Origin of the sequence: Sorangium sp. So ce128, from assembly GCF_051525245.1 — a bacterium.
Taxonomy (GTDB): Bacteria; Myxococcota_A; Polyangia; order Polyangiales; family Polyangiaceae; genus Sorangium; species Sorangium cellulosum_B.
Window position 1 is genome coordinate 6,747,254 of sequence record NZ_CP150313.1, and the last position, 14,966, is coordinate 6,762,219.

The window sequence follows — 14,966 nt, forward strand, 5'->3', positions numbered from 1 at the left end:
AGGTTTTCGTCTCGACGGCGAACTTGTGTCCCCCGGGTTGCCACTATCGCACGCGTCCGTTATAATGGACGCATGATCCAGACGATATCGCCCAGGGACGCGGACGAGCTGATCAAGAGCGGCGAGGTGGACGTTGTGGATGTGCGTGAGCCACGCGAGTGGTCGGTCGGACACGTGCCGCACGCGCGGCTGGTGCCCCTCGATCAACTGAGAGCGGATCCGCAGCGGGCCCTGCCGCGTGATCGGGTGGTGTTCGTTTGCGCGAAGGGCGCCCGCAGCCTGACGGCGGCGAAGCTCGCCGAGCGGCTCGGGTTGAACCAGCTCTACAACCTGGATGGCGGCACGAGCGGCTGGGTGAAGGCGGGGCTTCCGCTCGAGCACAGCTGAGCTGGGCTCACGCCGGCCGCATTTGCCCCGCGTTGCGGCTGGCGCGCGGCGGCGCCGTCGCAAGATGTGCGGCATGGCCCTGCGCGCACTTCGCACCTTCGTCCTCGTCCCCCTGTTCGCCGCTGCGTGCGCCCGAGGCGCCCCGCCTCCTGCCGCCGCGCCGGCTCCCCTGCCCTCGCCGGCGCCCTCGGCGGCCGCGAGCACCGCGCCCGCCGCGCGCTCGGCACCTGCCGCGGCCCAGCGACTCCCGGCCTGGGTCGAGCGCAGCAACGAGCACGCAAAGGTCCTCCTCGACGTGCTCGTCCGGTTCTCGCCGGAGCGCGCCGGAGCTCTGGGAATCGAGCGCGCGGACCGGGAGATCGCGGATCTGTCGCCCGGGGTCGAGGCGCAGAAACGCGCGGCCTTCCGCGCGGCCATCGTGGAGCTCCAGAAACGGCGAGAAACCCAGAAGGACCCGGCGGTCGCCGAAGATCTGCAGATCTTGCTGGACGCCGCGGACCGGGCCGTTCGCCGCTCGGAGCTCGCGGAGAAGTACAGCGTCACTTACGTGCACGTCACGGGGCTCGTGTTCGACGGCATCTCGAACCTCCTGGACGACCGGGTAACACCGGCGCGGCGGGCTGCGGCCCGCACGCGCCTCCGGCGCTATGCCGGCATGGAGGCGGGCTACGTGCCCATCGCCGAGCAGGCCATGGCCAGGCTCCTCCAGGACCTCGAGAAGCCCGGATTGCTCGCCCCGCCCAGGATGGAGATCGAGCGGCACCTCGCCACGAACGCCCGCGTGCGGGAGGGCATCGGTGAGCTGTTCAGGAAATACGGCATCAGCGGCCATGACGAGCCGCTCGCGGCGCTGAATCGCCAGCTCGAGGCGTACGACGCGGCGCTGCGCAGCGACGTGCTCCCCCGGGCGCGGACCGACTTCGCGTTGCCGCGGCCGCTCTATGCGTTCGCGCTCGAGTCGTACGGCGTCGATCTGCCGCCCGCCGAGCTCGCGCCCCTGGCCCACGCCGCCTTCGAGGATCTGACGGCGCAGATGCAGGAGCTCTCGAGCTCGGTCGCCAGGGCGCGCGAGCTGCCAGGCGCGGATTACCGCGACGTGCTCCGCGCCCTGAAGAAAGAGCAGCTGGTGGGCGAGGCCATCTTGCCGCATTACAAGGCGCGGCTGGCCCAGATAGAGGACATCATCAGGAAAGAGCGCCTCGTCACGCTGCCCGAGCGGCCTGCGCGCATCCGGCTCGGCACCGCCGCCGAGAGCGCCGAGACGCCAGCGCCGCACATGCGGCCGCCGCGGCTGCTCGGCAACCAGGGGGAAGTGGGGGAGTTCGTGTTGCCGCTCAGCCTCCCGGGTCCCCCCGGCGCCGCGGACGGGCTGCAGAAGGTTGACGACTTCACCCATGCAGCGGCGTCGTGGACGCTCACCGCCCACGAGGCGCGCCCCGGACACGAGCTCCAGTTCGCATCGCTCGTCGAGCGCGGCGTCTCGATCGCCCGGGCGGTCTTCGCGATGAACAGCGCCAACACCGAGGGGTGGGGGCTGTACTCCGAGGCCCTCGTGTTCCCGTTCATGCCGCCCGAGGGTCAGCTCGTCTCGCTGCAATACCGCCTGCTGCGGGCCGCGCGCGCCTTCCTGGATCCGGAGCTCCAGGCCGGCAAGATCACGCCTGCGGCCGCGCGCGCCTTCCTGGAGCAGGAAGTGGTGCTGTCGGCGCCGTTCGCTCGGTCCGAGGTGGAGCGCTACACGTTCCGCGCGCCGGGTCAGGCGACGTCCTATTTCTACGGGTTCACCCGGCTGATGGAGCTCCGGGCAGAGGTCGAGTCCATGATGGGCCCTCGCTTCGATGCGCAGCGATTTCACGATTTCGTGCTCGCCCAGGGGATCCTGCCGCCGGAGCTGCTGCGCAAGGCCGTGTTCGAGCGATTCGTCGGGGATCAGCCGGCGCGCTGAGCGGGGAGGAGCGAGCGAGAGCGGTCTCGATCCGGTGCGGGGTCCCCTTGCGGCACGCCTCGCCGGCTCCACCTGTCGTGTCGGGCACGGGAGCGCCGGAGGGTGACGCATGGGAACGAACGAGAAGAAGGCAGCGGAGCGACAGCCGGAATCGCCTGAAGGCGCCGCGGCCGTACCCGAGGCGACGAGGGCGAAGACGCGCAAGGAGCGGAGCCCGCAGACACCGCTCGATCGCGGCGGGGCGGTCTCGCAGCGCGAGGCGTGGGAGCCTGTGGACGAGGCGTCGGACGAGTCGTTCCCCGCGAGCGACCCGCCGGCCTGGACGCCTATCCACCCGGGCTGAGCGCCGCGGCATGGCGGCGGCGGGGACCCTCGCCGGCCGCACGCCCGTCACGGCTCGGGAACGCCCTCTTCGAGCCACGCCCGCGCGCTCTCGGCGGTGAGCTTGAAGTCCGGGGGCACCCTCGACCGCCTCACGGTCTCCCCTGCCGCGTCTCGCCCCGTGAGGATGGCGTGAGGATCGTCCTCATCGGGCACGATGTCGAGGTCCACCCGCATCCGGGCGCCGCCCCCGACCACCGTCGTCACGCTCCGGTGCAGCTGCGCCCGGCGTTGCTGGTCGTGCCGCGAAAGGATCTCGTTCGCCGTCTTCACCAGGGTGGCGAAGGCGCTCGCGTCGAGCGGCTTCGGGTTCTTCTTGTCACGCCCCATCGTCCACGGCCCCACCAGCGAGGGCTCGCTCTGGCCGTCGCACGTCATCTCGACGGCCCACCCATCGTCGTCCTCGTTCTTGATGACCCGCGCCGTCCACCCCTGGCCCCTCCACAGCTTCGGGTCTTGGTCCTCGGGGCGAACGGGGCGCGCCTGCCCCACCTCGTCGGTCGCGTCGTGCGTCGTGGCCATGGGCGCCCCGTTGTACCCGCGCGGCGCGCGTCGCGTCCACCCCGTCGAACACCTGTCGGTCATTTCCTGTCAGCCCTGACACCTCCGGGTAGCCGCCCAGCTCGGCCCACGGAGGACGCGCAGCGGCTAGCCGAGCCCTTGTCACAGCGCGTTCAGGTACTCGATGAGCCGACGAGAGCCCACCGCTCCGCCTCGATCGGCGCGGGACCGGCGGCACCGCTTCTCCGCTGATCGTCACGGCACTCGCTGAGGTGTTCGGGTTGCGCTGAAGATCCGTCACGGTTGCTGATTCAACGGCGAAGGCGGCGGATTGGACGGGGGCTGACATTCCGCTAGCAGTCTCTCAAGATTACTTATCCTCTCTCCGGCCTCACGGAGTTGCTGCCCGAGTCGATCGATCTGCCCGACTTGCACAGCGATCTTCTTCTCGCCATCAGCGACAGCTCTCTTAGCAGCCTCGAGCTCAACCCCGTTCACAGCAAGAGCGTCTTTGGTGACCTGAAGATCATCCCTAGCCTGCTTCAAATCATACATAGCACGTGCAAGCTTCGCCTGCAGACCCTTCTCCGAATCCTGCAATTGAGATATTTTCAGCTCGAGCTCACCCTTGGTCTTATTGCTCTCCTCGACGGCCAAATTCTTCGCGACCTCTGCAGCGCCGGCAGCCTTCTTAGCTTCATCTGCCGCCTGCTCAGCGGTTTGTTTCGCCTTTGCCATTGCGTTTCGAGCAGCGCGAGCCGTATTCGCATCTGCGCTCACCCGCTCGACCTGCTCAAATGCATTCTCCATATCCGACAGCGCTCTCGCCATCTGCTCGCGCGCCCGCTTCTCAGCTTCTGCGTGATCGATCGCAGCTCGCTTCGCGGCCTCCTCGCTCAATGCATGCCGACGCGCCGTTTCCTGTGCTCGCTGTGCCTCTTCTTGCGCATCCTGCGCTTTTCCGCGCGCCTCTTTGGCGTCAATCCACAAATAAGTCGTTGCGAAGAAGAGTGCCGCAAGCACTAACACTCCGGCAACCAAGGACATCCGCACCATGCGCTCGTGCGCCGATTCGGCGGCCGTAGCACTCTCCAGGAAGTTGCGTTCTTCAGACGTGAGATCGTCAACATCGCTGGCCCATGCTGCGAACTCGTGTAGCATCTTTCCGCGCGGCAAGAATTCGGACTTCTTGTTGCCATTAATCCAGCTCAGCAGCGCAGTCTCGAACTCAGGCTTGGCTCGCCCGATCCGCCGCAGCGTAGCAGCTACCCGTACCATGGCCGGTCGCTGCTGTGAATCCTTCGCGAGCATTTCACCCACCAGATTGCTCAGTTCGGCCGAGACTTCCACGCGCATTGGGGGAGGCCACGGCTGGCTCTGCTTGTCTGGTTTGGATCCTTCAAGTAGTTCGTACAGAATTACTCCGAGCGAGTAGACGTCAGCGCGATGGTCGACGCTGGCAGAATGCTCCTCCTGCTCGGGAGGCATGTAATTTTTCGTTCCCATTCCCCTAATGCCATCCTTCGTATATGGCATCGTTGGCGCTATCGGGGGCCTGTCCACCCGACGAGAACCTATTATCGATTCATCGGGGAGGAATGATGCCGCGATCGCGGTCTGGGAGGTTCCTGAGTGAGTGGAGGGGAGCGACTCGGGCGAGCCTTGCAGGGTCGGCGGCGGTCCATTCGTCGATGCGACAGGCGAGACGGTCGGATCCTGCAGGCTCCTAGGTGACCCATCGGCTACCGATGGAAGCGTCCGGAGCGGTTCGCCGCTGCCTTCCGCCGTGCCTCGCAGTGTTGTGGCTGCGGCGTCGAACGACAGCCCGAAGCGCTCCGCCTCGATTGACGGCTGGCGGGCACTTGGCGGCTTCATGGATTCATCCACTTCAATCACATCCGCTACATTCGTCCAGATCACCTTGGCGATACCGAAGTCCAGAATCTTCGCGCGGCTGCCCCCAGGAGCGAGGCTGTCATCGACAATCATGATATTCTCGGGCTTCAGATCGCGGTGAACGACCTTGCGATCGTGGGCCTCGGACATAACCGAGGCCACCTGATAACAGATCCGGACGACCTCACGCACCCGCGCCTCGCGAGGGATATCTTCAATCCACTCCCGGAGCACCTTGCCATGAAGATACTCCATCAGGATGTAAGGACGACCATCTCCGAGTTCTCCAGAGTCGAAGACGCGCACGATGCCCGGACTGTTGATAATATTGACAGCAATCGCCTCCTGACGGAACCGGGCAACGACATCGGGCCGCTTCGAATAGTCTCCGAGTAGCACTTTGAGCGCCGCCCTGGCTTGGGTTTTCGGGTGACGTACTCGGTAGACCTCTCCCATCCCACCTCGCCCGAGCTCTACCTCAACAATCCAGCCTCCAGGAACCACGAATGATCGCTCCGAAGCTTTTCCAACACCTTGGTTCAAGCGGCCCCCCTCATCGAGCAAGCAACTTCATCACATCACGTCACAAACTCACGTACACCGCCACCACTTTCAATTCATTCATCCAACCCGATCGATCACCCTGCTCTCTCCGAAAGCAATGGCGCACCTCGATCGATACCGCTCATTTCACGCTCCAACGCTCATGAATTAACGATAGTGGGCTTCGGCTTCTGCAATGGCATCAGTTCCGTTGCCTGTTGCGTACCCAGATCGGTTTGGTTTGCACTCGTTGCCCCCGCGCGGACCAATCGAAGCGCAGTTTCCCCGACGACGAGCCTGCCGTCTAGCAAGAGCCAGGCGCTTTGGACGCGCTGTTCCTCGATCTTCGTCCCATGTGTGCTTCCCTGATCGAACACTCGCACGCCTTCATCCCCGACGACGATCGTCGCGTGCTTTCGAGACACCTTCGGATCATCGAGACGAATGAGGCAGTCCGCTTCTCGACCTATCTTGGTCTCTCCGGGATGGAGCCTAAACCGCCGACCTGTCAGGGGACCGCTGCAGACAAGAAGCTCATATAAAATCGATACATCTGATGCAGGAGTCGTCGGCCTTTGTCGCGCTTTCGCGATCCGGAGCCGCCCCTCATACTTCTGCGTCCACATCTGCGGGGTCTGACGACCTCCCTCAGCCTGGACACTTGCCTGCACGTACTCGCAGAGCTCATGAACATCAATATATCCATCTCTCCCCAAATCAGCTGCGCCGGTCGACAGACCTTCGACAAGATGGCGCGTAAATATCGATTGAGGGAGATCCCCAACCAACCGTTCATCCTGCCAAGCCAGTTGAACCGAGGTCGTAGCCGAGAGCACCACGCGTCCTGAGCCGTCACCCTTGAAGGTCCCCGCGATGTCGATACTGTCCTGCTCTCCTTTAGCGGAGTTCTCGTACGCGCCGCTGTAGCAGCAGTCCAGGATCAGGATGATGCGCTTCGCTGGACATCGATCGATCTGACGGCTGATCCATGCCGCGTCGACAGATGTAGCCGCAAAGAACTCCTTCTCCGTGTCACGCGTAGCGAGGTAGAGCTGACCCCAATCATCCTTCAGGCCATGACCGGAGTAGTAGAGAACGAGCAGATCCTCCGGATGACGGCGGTGAAAAAGCTTGCCGATTGCCTTCCGGACTTCGATCTGGCTACCGTCCACACAGAGTTGAACGCGAAAATCACCGACGTCTGCACTCTGCAATACATCAGCAAGCCTCGACGCATCGAGAGCGGGCGCCTGAAGCGAATGCAGCCTGTGGTCCGCATACGTCCCGTTCGCGACGATGAGCGCGAGTCGCTCTCGCCCGCGCGTCGTCTGCTCTGCACCCTGGGACGTCATTTGATCGCGCTGATGCGCCGAGCAAGGTCGAGCACTTCCTTCTCGCTAAGCGGCTTTTCCGACGTGAACTCGATCTCTACGCCGTTCTTTCCCTTGATACGAATACGGCGTCGCGGTGCACGGACGACCCACTCGTTAATGAGCACAATCGCCTGGGGAAGCACCGTAGGGAGAGCAGCGATGGCGAGCGCGCCGAGGGTGAAGGCGTCTCCCTTCGCATTTTTTGGAAGTTGTCCTTCAGAGACGCGCGAGGGAATCGCGCCTGTGGCGCCGAGATCGCGCATCAAGCTTCCAAGCATCGTATCTAGCTGGTCCTTCTCGATGTCGGCGTCGTGAAATTCGATTAGCACATCCATTTTCAATGCACCTCCTCGCCGCTGCAACCAGCGGAGGAGCATACCAGCACTCGCCAGGAGGTACCAGGGGCAATTCCCGTCGGACCAGCGCTTCAGTCGCGGAATAGTTATAATAATTTCATATACTTACACCATAACCGACGCCAGCTTCCGCTCTACCCGGTGGCGCCGGTCCGACGGCATCGGTGCCATCCAGTACGCGGGCCCGAGCTGGTCTCGTTAATTCGGCTCGCGCGAAGCGACTCTACGAGGGCGCCCCCGCCTCACCGGCGTCCCCGGGCGCGACCTCCAGCGGAGCCGTCACTGCGAGCGAGCCGCTGGCATGCCATATCGTTCGGCCCAGGCCGCGCGAGGCTCACGCCAGGTCAGAGTCCCATGCACGCAGGCGCGGGCAGACGCGCGGCTCGGGCGTGGCGCCCCAGAGGGCGAAGCCGGACGAAGAGGAAGACGACATCGCGGTTCAAGCGCTATTGCCGGTCAGGACCACGGCAGAACTAGTGCGGGTTGGCTCGCCGCCTTCGAGCTGCGACACTCCGCGCATGCTCCTCCACCGGCGCCCCTTCCTGGCCCTGTGCGCCGCAGCCCTCGCCCCGAGCGCCGCCCTCGCCGACCCCGCCGGTGCCGCGCCGCCCTCGCCACCGCCCGCCGGCGCCGCGCCGCCCTCGCCGCCGCCCCCCGCTTCCCCGCCCGCCTTCGACGTCCGCGACCTCCAGGTCCCCGGCGAGCGTGCCCTCGGCAGGCGGTTCACGCTGCTCGTCCCGAAGCACCTCGCCCCGGGCGAGCGCGTGCCGCTGCTCGTGCTCCTCCACGGCCTCGGCGAGACCGGCGACGAGCGCCTCGGCGCCTTCGCGTGGCTGGAGCGGTACGGCCTCGGGTCGGCCTACGAGCGGCTGCGCCGCCCGCCGCTCGGCCGCACCTCGCGCCGGAAGGACTGGACCGACGCGCGGCTCGCCGAGGTCAACGCCGCGCTCGCGGCGCGGCCGTTCCGCGGCCTCGCGATCGCGTGCCCCTTCACGCCCAACGTCCACAAGGCCCCGAACCCCGCCGCGGCGCTCGACGGCTACGCGCGCTGGCTCGCGGAGGTGGTCCTGCCGCGCGCCCGCGCCGAGGCGCCCGCGTTCGACGACGCGGCCCGCACCTCGCTCGACGGCTGCTCCCTCGGCGGCTTCATCGGGATCGAGGTGTTCCTCCGCCGGCCCGAGCTCTTCGGCGCCCTCGGCGGCGTGCAGTCCGCCATCAGCGCCCACCGCGCCCCCGCCTACGCCGACCGGCTCGCCAGGGCCGTCGCCGCGGCGGGCCCGCGCGACCTCCACCTGCTCACCAGCGAGGGAGACCCGTTCCGCGACGCGAACGCCGCCCTCGCCGCGCAGCTCGCGAAGCGCTCGATCCCCCACACCCTCCGCGTCCTGCCGGGGCCGCACGACCAGCCCTGGCTCCGCGAGGCCGGCACCATCGAGATGCTCCTCTTCCACGACCGGCGCCCGCGCTGAGCCGGCGCCGCGCGCCCGATCGCCTACCCGAGCAGCCCCGCCTCCCGCAGGAAGGCGCCCTCGACCGCGGCGTGGTCGGACTCCACGTCGAGCCGCGCGAGGACCGAGCAGAACCCGAACTGGAGCCGGTTCGGGTATAGCATGGCCCGGCCCATCGCCATGAAGACCAACGCCGCGCGCATCCTCGACAGCCTCGGCATCCCCTACGAGCTGCGCACCTACGAGGTCGACCCGAGCGACCTGACCGCGGGCACCGTGGCCAGGAAGATCGGCCTGCCCCCGGAGCAGGTGTGGAAGACGCTGGTGGCGCGCGGCGATCGCCACGGCGTCTGCTTCGCGGTGGTGCCGGGCAACGCCCAGCTCGATCTCAAGGCGATGGCCAGGCTCACCGGCGACCGGAAGGTCGACACGGTGTCGCTGAAGGAGGTCCAGCCGCTCACCGGTTACGTGCGCGGCGGGGTCACGGCGCTGGGCGCGAAGAAGGCCTATCCCGTCTACGCGGACGAGACGATCGAGCTCTTCGAGGTCATCTCCATCTCGGCCGGCGTGCGCGGCACGCAGATCCTCGTCGCTCCCGGCGATTATCTGCGCGCGACCAGGGCGAAGGTCGGCGCCATCGCGGCTCCTGGCGGCGACGCGGATTGAACGCGCGGGCCGCCGGATCCGCGGTATGCTGGCAGAGCTCGCCTCCGGTCCGGCGCCGGGCGGCGACGAGGGATATGACCAGAGCGGCATGCGACCTGCGCGATCCGAGCGAGCTGAGCACCGCCGAGCTGCGGCAGCGGTGCCGGGGCTGCAAGCCGTGGGAGCTCGGGCTCGGCGCGGTCCAGCTGGCCGCCTCGGCGGCGGCCGGAGGCGCCGTGCTCGCGGCGGCCGGCGCCTGCATTCCGGGGCTGGTCCAGTGCATCAGCGTGGGTCCGGCGCTCGCGGCCGGGCTCGCCGTCTGGGAGTCGATCGGCGTGGCCAGCGGGTGGCTCCCGGGCGCGGCGTACCGCGATGAGCTCGCGTTCCGCGCGTGGCACGCGGGGCTCTCGCCGTGGGTCGGGCCAGCAGCGCAGCGCCGCTGGGCCAGGCGCGCGCTGGCGCGCCGGCCGGCGGCCCCCGACTGGCTGCTCGTCCTCGAGGGCGTCGCGCCGGCCGGCGGAGGGCGCCGCTGGGTCAAGGTCGAGCTCTCGCTGTCCCCCTCCTCGGACGGCCCGTTCCGCTCGCAGGCCAGCGGGCACGCGCTGCTGCGCGCGGGCGGCGACGGCGCAGAAGCGCCGCACGAGCGGCGCCTCGCGATCGAGGAGCTCGACGACCTGAGGCGGGCCGTCGCAGAGCTCCCGGAGGCGCTCTCGCTGGACCCCCCTGCCTCGCCCCGGGACCCCGCGGTGTTCAACGGCCGCTGCGAGCTGCTCATCGCCAGGAGGACGCCGTTCGCCGCGGCCCAGCTGACGAGCGCGTTTCCGTCCCTCGAGGCAGGCCCTCAGGCGCCCTCGCTGTCGCTGCTGCACCGCCTGGTCCAGCTGGCCTGGCGCGGGGGCGAGTCAGGTCCGAGCCGGCGCGGCCGCTGACGCGGGCGCCTCGCGCATCAGGCGCCGGCCGACCAGCATCAGCAGGACACCGGACGCGAGGAAGGCCAGGTCCCAGCCGAGCTGCCCCGGACCTGGACGGACATGGTGGATCTGCAGGAGGTGATGATCGATCACCCCCTCGACCAGGTTGAACAGCCCCCAGCCCATGGCGGCGGCGCCCGGGAACATCCGTCCGGGGAGCTCAGCTCCGCCCGCGCGCAGGGCGCTCCAGAGCTTGATGACACCTGCCACGGTGAGGCTCAATGCGACAACGCCGAACAGACCGTCGGCGAAGATGTTCCGCCTCACATCGTCGATGGTCGCGCCTGGATGGCAGCTGAAGCAGATCAGATGATGCCACTGCAGGAGCTGATGAAACAGGATGCCGTCGATCAGGCCACCTGCGCCCATGCCGAAGATCACCCCCGCCGTCTTCACGGCGCGTGATGTCCTCGTGGCGGCGATGATCTCCAGCGGGCGGGCTGTGCTCATGAAATCCTCCTGAGCGCGCCCCCATGCGAGCGGCAAACCACAGCCGTCGGGCGGCGGAGGACGGATCGGTCGGGCCGGCGGAGCGACCGGTTCGCCGCCGTCGGACCGCGGCGCTTTCGCCGGCCATGAACCAACGGCGCCCCGACTCCATGGACTGGCCAGCTCGGGCCTGGCACGGAGTTGGCACATGTCGGGGAGAGGAACCCACGTATCCGCAGAAATCGCTGAAAGGTGTCAGATGGACAATCGAATGAACCCGGAACGCGCCGCAGGAACGGCGGAGCCGGAGCACCAGGGTCCCAGGCCGGTCCCTTACACGTACCATGACGGCCGCGAGGATTACCTCCATGTCGGCCGCCGGGAGGGCGCGGAGCCGGATCAGCCCGAGGCGCTGGTCCCGCCTTCCGAGGGGATGACTTCACCTCTCCAGGCGGCGTCCCCGCCGCCCGAAGCCGCCTCGGTGGCCGCCGCGCCGATCGCCTCGCCGCCCGAGGCGACGGCGCTGCCGCCCGAGGCGACGGCGCTGCCGCCCGCGGCGACGCCCGGGTCTCCCGGGCCGACGCCTCGCGCAGCGGCGCAGCGCCCTCAGCAGGCGATCCGGATGAGCGAGATCGTCACGCGCGGGCTGCGGACCGGCGCCGTGCTGACGGCAGCGACGATGTGCACGATGATGGCAGCGTCCACCCTCAAGCGCGGATCGCCCTGGGCCGCCATGAACGCCATGGCGGCGGCGGTCGGCCTCGGGGGTCGCCGCGCGAAGCGCCGGTTCGACCCGGTCGCCACGCCCGCAGGGATGGCGGCGCTCGCCGGGGGCCTGCTCGTGTGGGGCATCGGCTACGAGAAGGCGCTCGACGCGGCGGGGCGGCGCGGCGGCGCCCTCACGGGCGCGCTGTCGGCGCTCGGCTGCTTTCTGGTCGACGACCTGGTCTTGCCCGACCGGCTCATGAAGAGCCTCCGAGACACGGTGGGCGTGGCCGGCATCGTCGGCCAATACGTCGCCATCGGCGTCGCGAGCGCCGTCGCCCCGCGGTGAGCGCGCGAGGCGCCGGCGCGAGCGCCGCCGTGGCGCCGCGCCCCGCTATCTCTGCCCGGCGGCCTTGCGGTCCTTCGCGCCCGGCTCCTCGTGCTGGGGCAACGCGCCTCTCGGCTGCGCCTGTTCGGTCGCGCCGCTCTCCGGCGGCGGCTCCTCCTCGGACGGGGCCGTCGCGCCCGCGGCCGTGGCCTCGGCGCCGGTCTCCCGCAGCTCGAGCGAGCCCGCGGGGCCGCCGCGGCCCGACTCCTCGTACGGCCCGCCGCCGAGCGAGCCCGGCGCGCGGAGCTCGGCGTCCTTGGGGTGCGGCCCGTCGAGCCGGAAGATCCCCTTCGATTGATCGACCTCGTCGAACCGCCTGTTCTCCTGCGCCTGCGCCTCGGACCGCTGCTTGGCCTTTTGCCCCATGATCCCCTCCCTCGCCCGGCGCGCGGTGCGTCGACCGCACACACGCCCGCCTCGACCCGCGGCGTGCATGCGAGGTGCCGGACCGCGCCGGCCCCGCCCGCTCACGCCGGCCGCGCCGCGCCCTGCTCCTCCGAGGCGGCCCCCACCGCGACCGGCTGGGTGAGCTGCTCCGAGGGCGTCCCGGCGGCCATCTGCTGGGCGATGATCAGCTCCCGCGCCTGCTGCCGCAGCCCGGGGAGCCTCGCGGCGAACACCGCCGCCGCGGCAACGCAGCACGCGCCGCCCGAGGCCACGGTCGCGGGCGCGCCGATCTTGCCCGCGAGCCAGCCGGCGAGCAGCGCGCCGAGCGGGGCCATCCCCATGAACATCATCGCGTAGACCGCCATGACGCGCCCGCGGAGCGCGTCCGGCACCATCGCCTGCACGAGCGTGTTCGACCCCGCCATCTGCACCATCATCGAGAAGCCGACGGGCACGAGCAGGAGCGCCGAGAGCCAGAACGACCGCGACAGCGCGAACAGCCCGAGCGCCACCCCGAACCCCGCGCAGGCCGCGGCGACCCAGCGGCCGAGGCCCCGGAGCCGCCTCCGGCTGGCGAGGACGAGCGCGCCGAGCAGCGCCCCGACGCCCGACGCGCCCATCAGGATGCCGAGCCCCTGCGCCCCCCCGCGCAGGATCCGATCGGCGAAGATCGGCATCAGCACCGCGTACGGCATCGCGGTGACGCTCACGACCCCGAGCAGGAGGAGGAGCGCGCGGATGGCCCTGGTGCGCGCGACGAACCGGAAGCCCTCGACCGTATGGGCGAACGCGGAGCCGCGCCCGGCGGCGGCCGGGCGGGGCGCGACGCGCATCGCCAGGAGGCTCCCGAGCACGGCAAGGAAGCTCACCCCGTTCGCGACGAAGCACCACCCCTCGCCGATCGCGCCGACGAGGATGCCCGCCACCGCCGGGCCGAGGATCCGCGCGCCGTTGAACATCGAGGAGTTGAGCGCGATGGCGTTGGCGAGGTCCTCCCTGCCCACCATCTCGACGACGAACGCCTGCCGCGTCGGGATGTCGAAGGCGTTCACGACGCCGAGGAGCACGCTGAACCCGAGGATGTGCCGGACCTGGACGTGCCCGCTCAGGGTGAGCGCGCCGAGCCCGAAGGCGAGCGCCATCGCGGCGGACTGCGTGGCGAGCAGGATGCGGTGGCGGCTCCGCCGGTCGGCCACCGTGCCGCCGATCGGGGCGAGCAGGAAGACGGGGATCTGCGTCGCGAACCCGACGGTGCCGAGCAGCAGCGACGAGCCCGTCAGCCGGTAGACGAGCCACGACTGGGCGACCGACTGCATCCAGGTGCCGACCAGCGAGACGAGCTGGCCGGCGAAGAAGAGCTGGTAGTTCCGGTGGCGGAGCGCGCGCAACAGCGACGGGGCGGCGGCCGCCGGGCGCTCGCCACGACCCGCCGCGGGGGGCGGCTCCGCTTCAGGCTGACCCATGGCCGAAGTATGGGGCGCAGGAGGCTCGGGAACCCGGGATTCGGAGGATCCGAGCGCGGCGGGGTGAGGCGCGTGGCCTCCGGCCGGGCTCCGCCGCGGCGCGCGGATCAGCCCCCGCCCGCGTAGTTGGCGGGCCACGCCGCCGAGAGGAGGCCCCCGTCGACGGCGACGTCCTGGCCGGTGATGAACGAGGCCTTGTCGCTGAAGAGGAAGGCGACGAGCGCGGCCACCTCCTCGGGCCCGCCGACGCGGTTCATGGCGTGGAGCGACGCGGCGAAGGCGCGTCCCTGGGGATCGTCGAGGCGCCAGCCGGCCGTCGACATCTCCGACTCGACGACGCCGGGGCTCACCGCGTTGATGCGGATCCCCTTCTGCGCGTACTCGACCGCAGCGGTGCGCGTGAGCGCGACGAGGCCGGCCTTGGAGGCAGCGTAGACCGCGAGCCCGGGGAAGAAGCGCGACGCGGCCACCGACGCGCAGTTGACGATCGAGCCCCCGCCGCTCGCGAGCATGGCTTTGATCTGGTACTTCATGCACCAGAAGACGCCGCGGAGGTTCGTGTCCATGACCAGGTCGTAGTCGGCGTTGGACATGTCGGCGAGCGGCATCAAGAAGCCGGATCCGGCGTTGTTGAAGCTGCAGTCGAGGCGCCCGTAGGTGGACACCGCGGCCTTCACGAGCGCCTCGACGTCGCGCTCGACCCGCATGTCGGCGGTGACCCAGGTGATCACCCCGCCGCGATCCTTGACGGCCGCGACGAGCTCGCGCCCTTGCGCCTCGCGCCGCGCGCTCGCGACGACCCTGGCGCCCTCGGCGGCCAGCGCGACGGCCGTCGACCTGCCGATGCCCGAGCTCGCGCCCGTGACGATGACGACCTTGTCTTTCAGAGCTCCCATGCCTCACATCCCTCGCGAAGGTGGCCGGCGCCTCCGTGACAGGCGCCGGCGCTTGTGAAATGCAGAGTTAAGGAACAACCGTCTTCGACCGTCTGGAGCGCGAGCTGAGCGCGCAGAGCGGGCCCATGACGATGCCAAGGGCGGGTACGAAAGGGAAGCGATTCCGGCGTTTTACGCGTCGTAACGCGACGCGCTCGCGACGCGCAGCGTGGCTCCTTGTGCCGTGATGTCGCGCGTGCGTCGCCCTGGTTG

General features: G+C 69.2%; 15 protein-coding genes. 7 read left to right on the forward strand and 8 right to left on the reverse strand.

The genetic code is table 11. From position 1 onward, the window contains the following. The first annotated feature begins 72 nt into the window (after positions 1–72). The 3 genes from WME82_RS25480 to WME82_RS25490 all read left to right on the forward strand — a co-directional run bounded on the left by WME82_RS25480 (position 73) and on the right by WME82_RS25490 (position 2,675). On the forward strand, positions 73–387 hold the full coding sequence (locus WME82_RS25480; RefSeq protein ID WP_012237276.1) for a rhodanese-like domain-containing protein: 315 nt from the start codon (positions 73–75) through the stop codon (positions 385–387). Between the two features lie 64 nt (positions 388–451). Then, complete coding sequence (locus WME82_RS25485) at positions 452–2,332, forward strand: DUF885 domain-containing protein (protein ID WP_438037421.1); 1,881 nt, start codon at positions 452–454, stop codon at positions 2,330–2,332. Between the two features lie 109 nt (positions 2,333–2,441). Beyond that, on the forward strand, positions 2,442–2,675 hold the full coding sequence (locus WME82_RS25490; protein ID WP_438037422.1) for a hypothetical protein: 234 nt from the start codon (positions 2,442–2,444) through the stop codon (positions 2,673–2,675). Positions 2,676–2,722: 47 nt separating this feature from the next. On the opposite strand, the gene WME82_RS25495 is transcribed toward WME82_RS25490, so the two are convergent. The 4 genes from WME82_RS25495 to WME82_RS25510 form a co-directional block, all read right to left on the reverse strand. Then, positions 2,723–3,235: a hypothetical protein gene (locus tag WME82_RS25495; RefSeq protein ID WP_438037423.1), complete on the reverse strand. Its 513-nt coding sequence runs from the start codon at positions 3,233–3,235 to the stop codon at positions 2,723–2,725. A 276-nt stretch (positions 3,236–3,511) separates the two neighbouring features. Continuing rightward, on the reverse strand, positions 3,512–5,614 hold the full coding sequence (locus tag WME82_RS25500) for a protein kinase domain-containing protein (protein WP_438044932.1): 2,103 nt from the start codon (positions 5,612–5,614) through the stop codon (positions 3,512–3,514). A gap of 200 nt (positions 5,615–5,814) precedes the next feature. Further along, entirely contained in the window at positions 5,815–7,005 is a 1,191-nt protein-coding gene (locus tag WME82_RS25505; protein WP_438037424.1) for a caspase, EACC1-associated type, read from the reverse strand. Continuing rightward, the gene (locus WME82_RS25510) at positions 7,002–7,361 is read right to left on the reverse strand and encodes a hypothetical protein (protein ID WP_438037425.1); all 360 of its coding nucleotides are present in this window, start codon (positions 7,359–7,361) and stop codon (positions 7,002–7,004) included. The genes WME82_RS25505 and WME82_RS25510 overlap by 4 nt, the downstream gene beginning before the upstream one ends. Positions 7,362–7,900: 539 nt before the next feature. Here WME82_RS25510 and WME82_RS25515 point away from each other — a divergent pair. From WME82_RS25515 to WME82_RS25525, 3 genes are all read left to right on the forward strand, one after another. After that, positions 7,901–8,851 carry a hypothetical protein gene (locus tag WME82_RS25515; protein WP_438037426.1) on the forward strand — a complete coding sequence of 317 codons (951 nt, stop codon included), beginning with the start codon at positions 7,901–7,903 and terminating at the stop codon, positions 8,849–8,851. 159 nt (positions 8,852–9,010) lie between these two features. Continuing rightward, positions 9,011–9,496, forward strand: a complete 486-nt coding sequence (gene ybaK, locus WME82_RS25520; protein ID WP_438044933.1) for a Cys-tRNA(Pro) deacylase — start codon at positions 9,011–9,013, stop codon at positions 9,494–9,496. 74 nt (positions 9,497–9,570) lie between these two features. After that, complete coding sequence (locus WME82_RS25525) at positions 9,571–10,404, forward strand: hypothetical protein (RefSeq protein ID WP_437849432.1); 834 nt, start codon at positions 9,571–9,573, stop codon at positions 10,402–10,404. On the opposite strand, the gene WME82_RS25530 is transcribed toward WME82_RS25525, so the two are convergent. Next, positions 10,378–10,896, reverse strand: a complete 519-nt coding sequence (locus tag WME82_RS25530) for a DUF2243 domain-containing protein (protein WP_437849433.1) — start codon at positions 10,894–10,896, stop codon at positions 10,378–10,380. The genes WME82_RS25525 and WME82_RS25530 overlap by 27 nt on opposite strands. 238 nt (positions 10,897–11,134) lie before the next feature. On the opposite strand from WME82_RS25530, the gene WME82_RS25535 reads away from it, so the two are divergent. Continuing rightward, on the forward strand, positions 11,135–11,929 hold the full coding sequence (locus tag WME82_RS25535; RefSeq protein ID WP_438037427.1) for a hypothetical protein: 795 nt from the start codon (positions 11,135–11,137) through the stop codon (positions 11,927–11,929). A 45-nt stretch (positions 11,930–11,974) separates the two neighbouring features. On the opposite strand, the gene WME82_RS25540 is transcribed toward WME82_RS25535, so the two are convergent. From WME82_RS25540 to WME82_RS25550, 3 genes are all read right to left on the reverse strand, one after another. After that, positions 11,975–12,334: a hypothetical protein gene (locus tag WME82_RS25540; RefSeq protein WP_438037428.1), complete on the reverse strand. Its 360-nt coding sequence runs from the start codon at positions 12,332–12,334 to the stop codon at positions 11,975–11,977. A 101-nt stretch (positions 12,335–12,435) separates the two neighbouring features. Further along, positions 12,436–13,818 (reverse strand): MFS transporter, encoded by a 1,383-nt coding sequence (locus WME82_RS25545; protein ID WP_438037429.1) that lies wholly within the window; start codon positions 13,816–13,818, stop codon positions 12,436–12,438. 107 nt (positions 13,819–13,925) lie between these two features. Further along, complete coding sequence (locus WME82_RS25550) at positions 13,926–14,714, reverse strand: SDR family NAD(P)-dependent oxidoreductase (RefSeq protein WP_438037430.1); 789 nt, start codon at positions 14,712–14,714, stop codon at positions 13,926–13,928. Between the last annotated feature and the right edge of the window lie 252 nt (positions 14,715–14,966).

What these genes read in the sequence shown, in the direction of transcription:
- WME82_RS25480 (WP_012237276.1), top strand. Translation starts at nt 73, where the DNA reads ATGATCCAGACGATATCGCCCAGGGACGCGGACGAGCTGATCAAGAGC.
- WME82_RS25485 (WP_438037421.1), top strand. Translation starts at nt 452, where the DNA reads ATGTGCGGCATGGCCCTGCGCGCACTTCGCACCTTCGTCCTCGTCCCC.
- WME82_RS25490 (WP_438037422.1), top strand. Translation starts at nt 2,442, where the DNA reads ATGGGAACGAACGAGAAGAAGGCAGCGGAGCGACAGCCGGAATCGCCT.
- WME82_RS25495 (WP_438037423.1), bottom strand. Translation starts at nt 3,235, where the DNA reads ATGGCCACGACGCACGACGCGACCGACGAGGTGGGGCAGGCGCGCCCC.
- WME82_RS25505 (WP_438037424.1), bottom strand. Translation starts at nt 7,005, where the DNA reads ATGACGTCCCAGGGTGCAGAGCAGACGACGCGCGGGCGAGAGCGACTC.
- WME82_RS25510 (WP_438037425.1), bottom strand. Translation starts at nt 7,361, where the DNA reads ATGGATGTGCTAATCGAATTTCACGACGCCGACATCGAGAAGGACCAG.
- WME82_RS25515 (WP_438037426.1), top strand. Translation starts at nt 7,901, where the DNA reads ATGCTCCTCCACCGGCGCCCCTTCCTGGCCCTGTGCGCCGCAGCCCTC.
- ybaK (WP_438044933.1), top strand. Translation starts at nt 9,011, where the DNA reads ATGAAGACCAACGCCGCGCGCATCCTCGACAGCCTCGGCATCCCCTAC.
- WME82_RS25525 (WP_437849432.1), top strand. Translation starts at nt 9,571, where the DNA reads ATGACCAGAGCGGCATGCGACCTGCGCGATCCGAGCGAGCTGAGCACC.
- WME82_RS25530 (WP_437849433.1), bottom strand. Translation starts at nt 10,896, where the DNA reads ATGAGCACAGCCCGCCCGCTGGAGATCATCGCCGCCACGAGGACATCA.
- WME82_RS25535 (WP_438037427.1), top strand. Translation starts at nt 11,135, where the DNA reads ATGGACAATCGAATGAACCCGGAACGCGCCGCAGGAACGGCGGAGCCG.
- WME82_RS25540 (WP_438037428.1), bottom strand. Translation starts at nt 12,334, where the DNA reads ATGGGGCAAAAGGCCAAGCAGCGGTCCGAGGCGCAGGCGCAGGAGAAC.
- WME82_RS25545 (WP_438037429.1), bottom strand. Translation starts at nt 13,818, where the DNA reads ATGGGTCAGCCTGAAGCGGAGCCGCCCCCCGCGGCGGGTCGTGGCGAG.
- WME82_RS25550 (WP_438037430.1), bottom strand. Translation starts at nt 14,714, where the DNA reads ATGGGAGCTCTGAAAGACAAGGTCGTCATCGTCACGGGCGCGAGCTCG.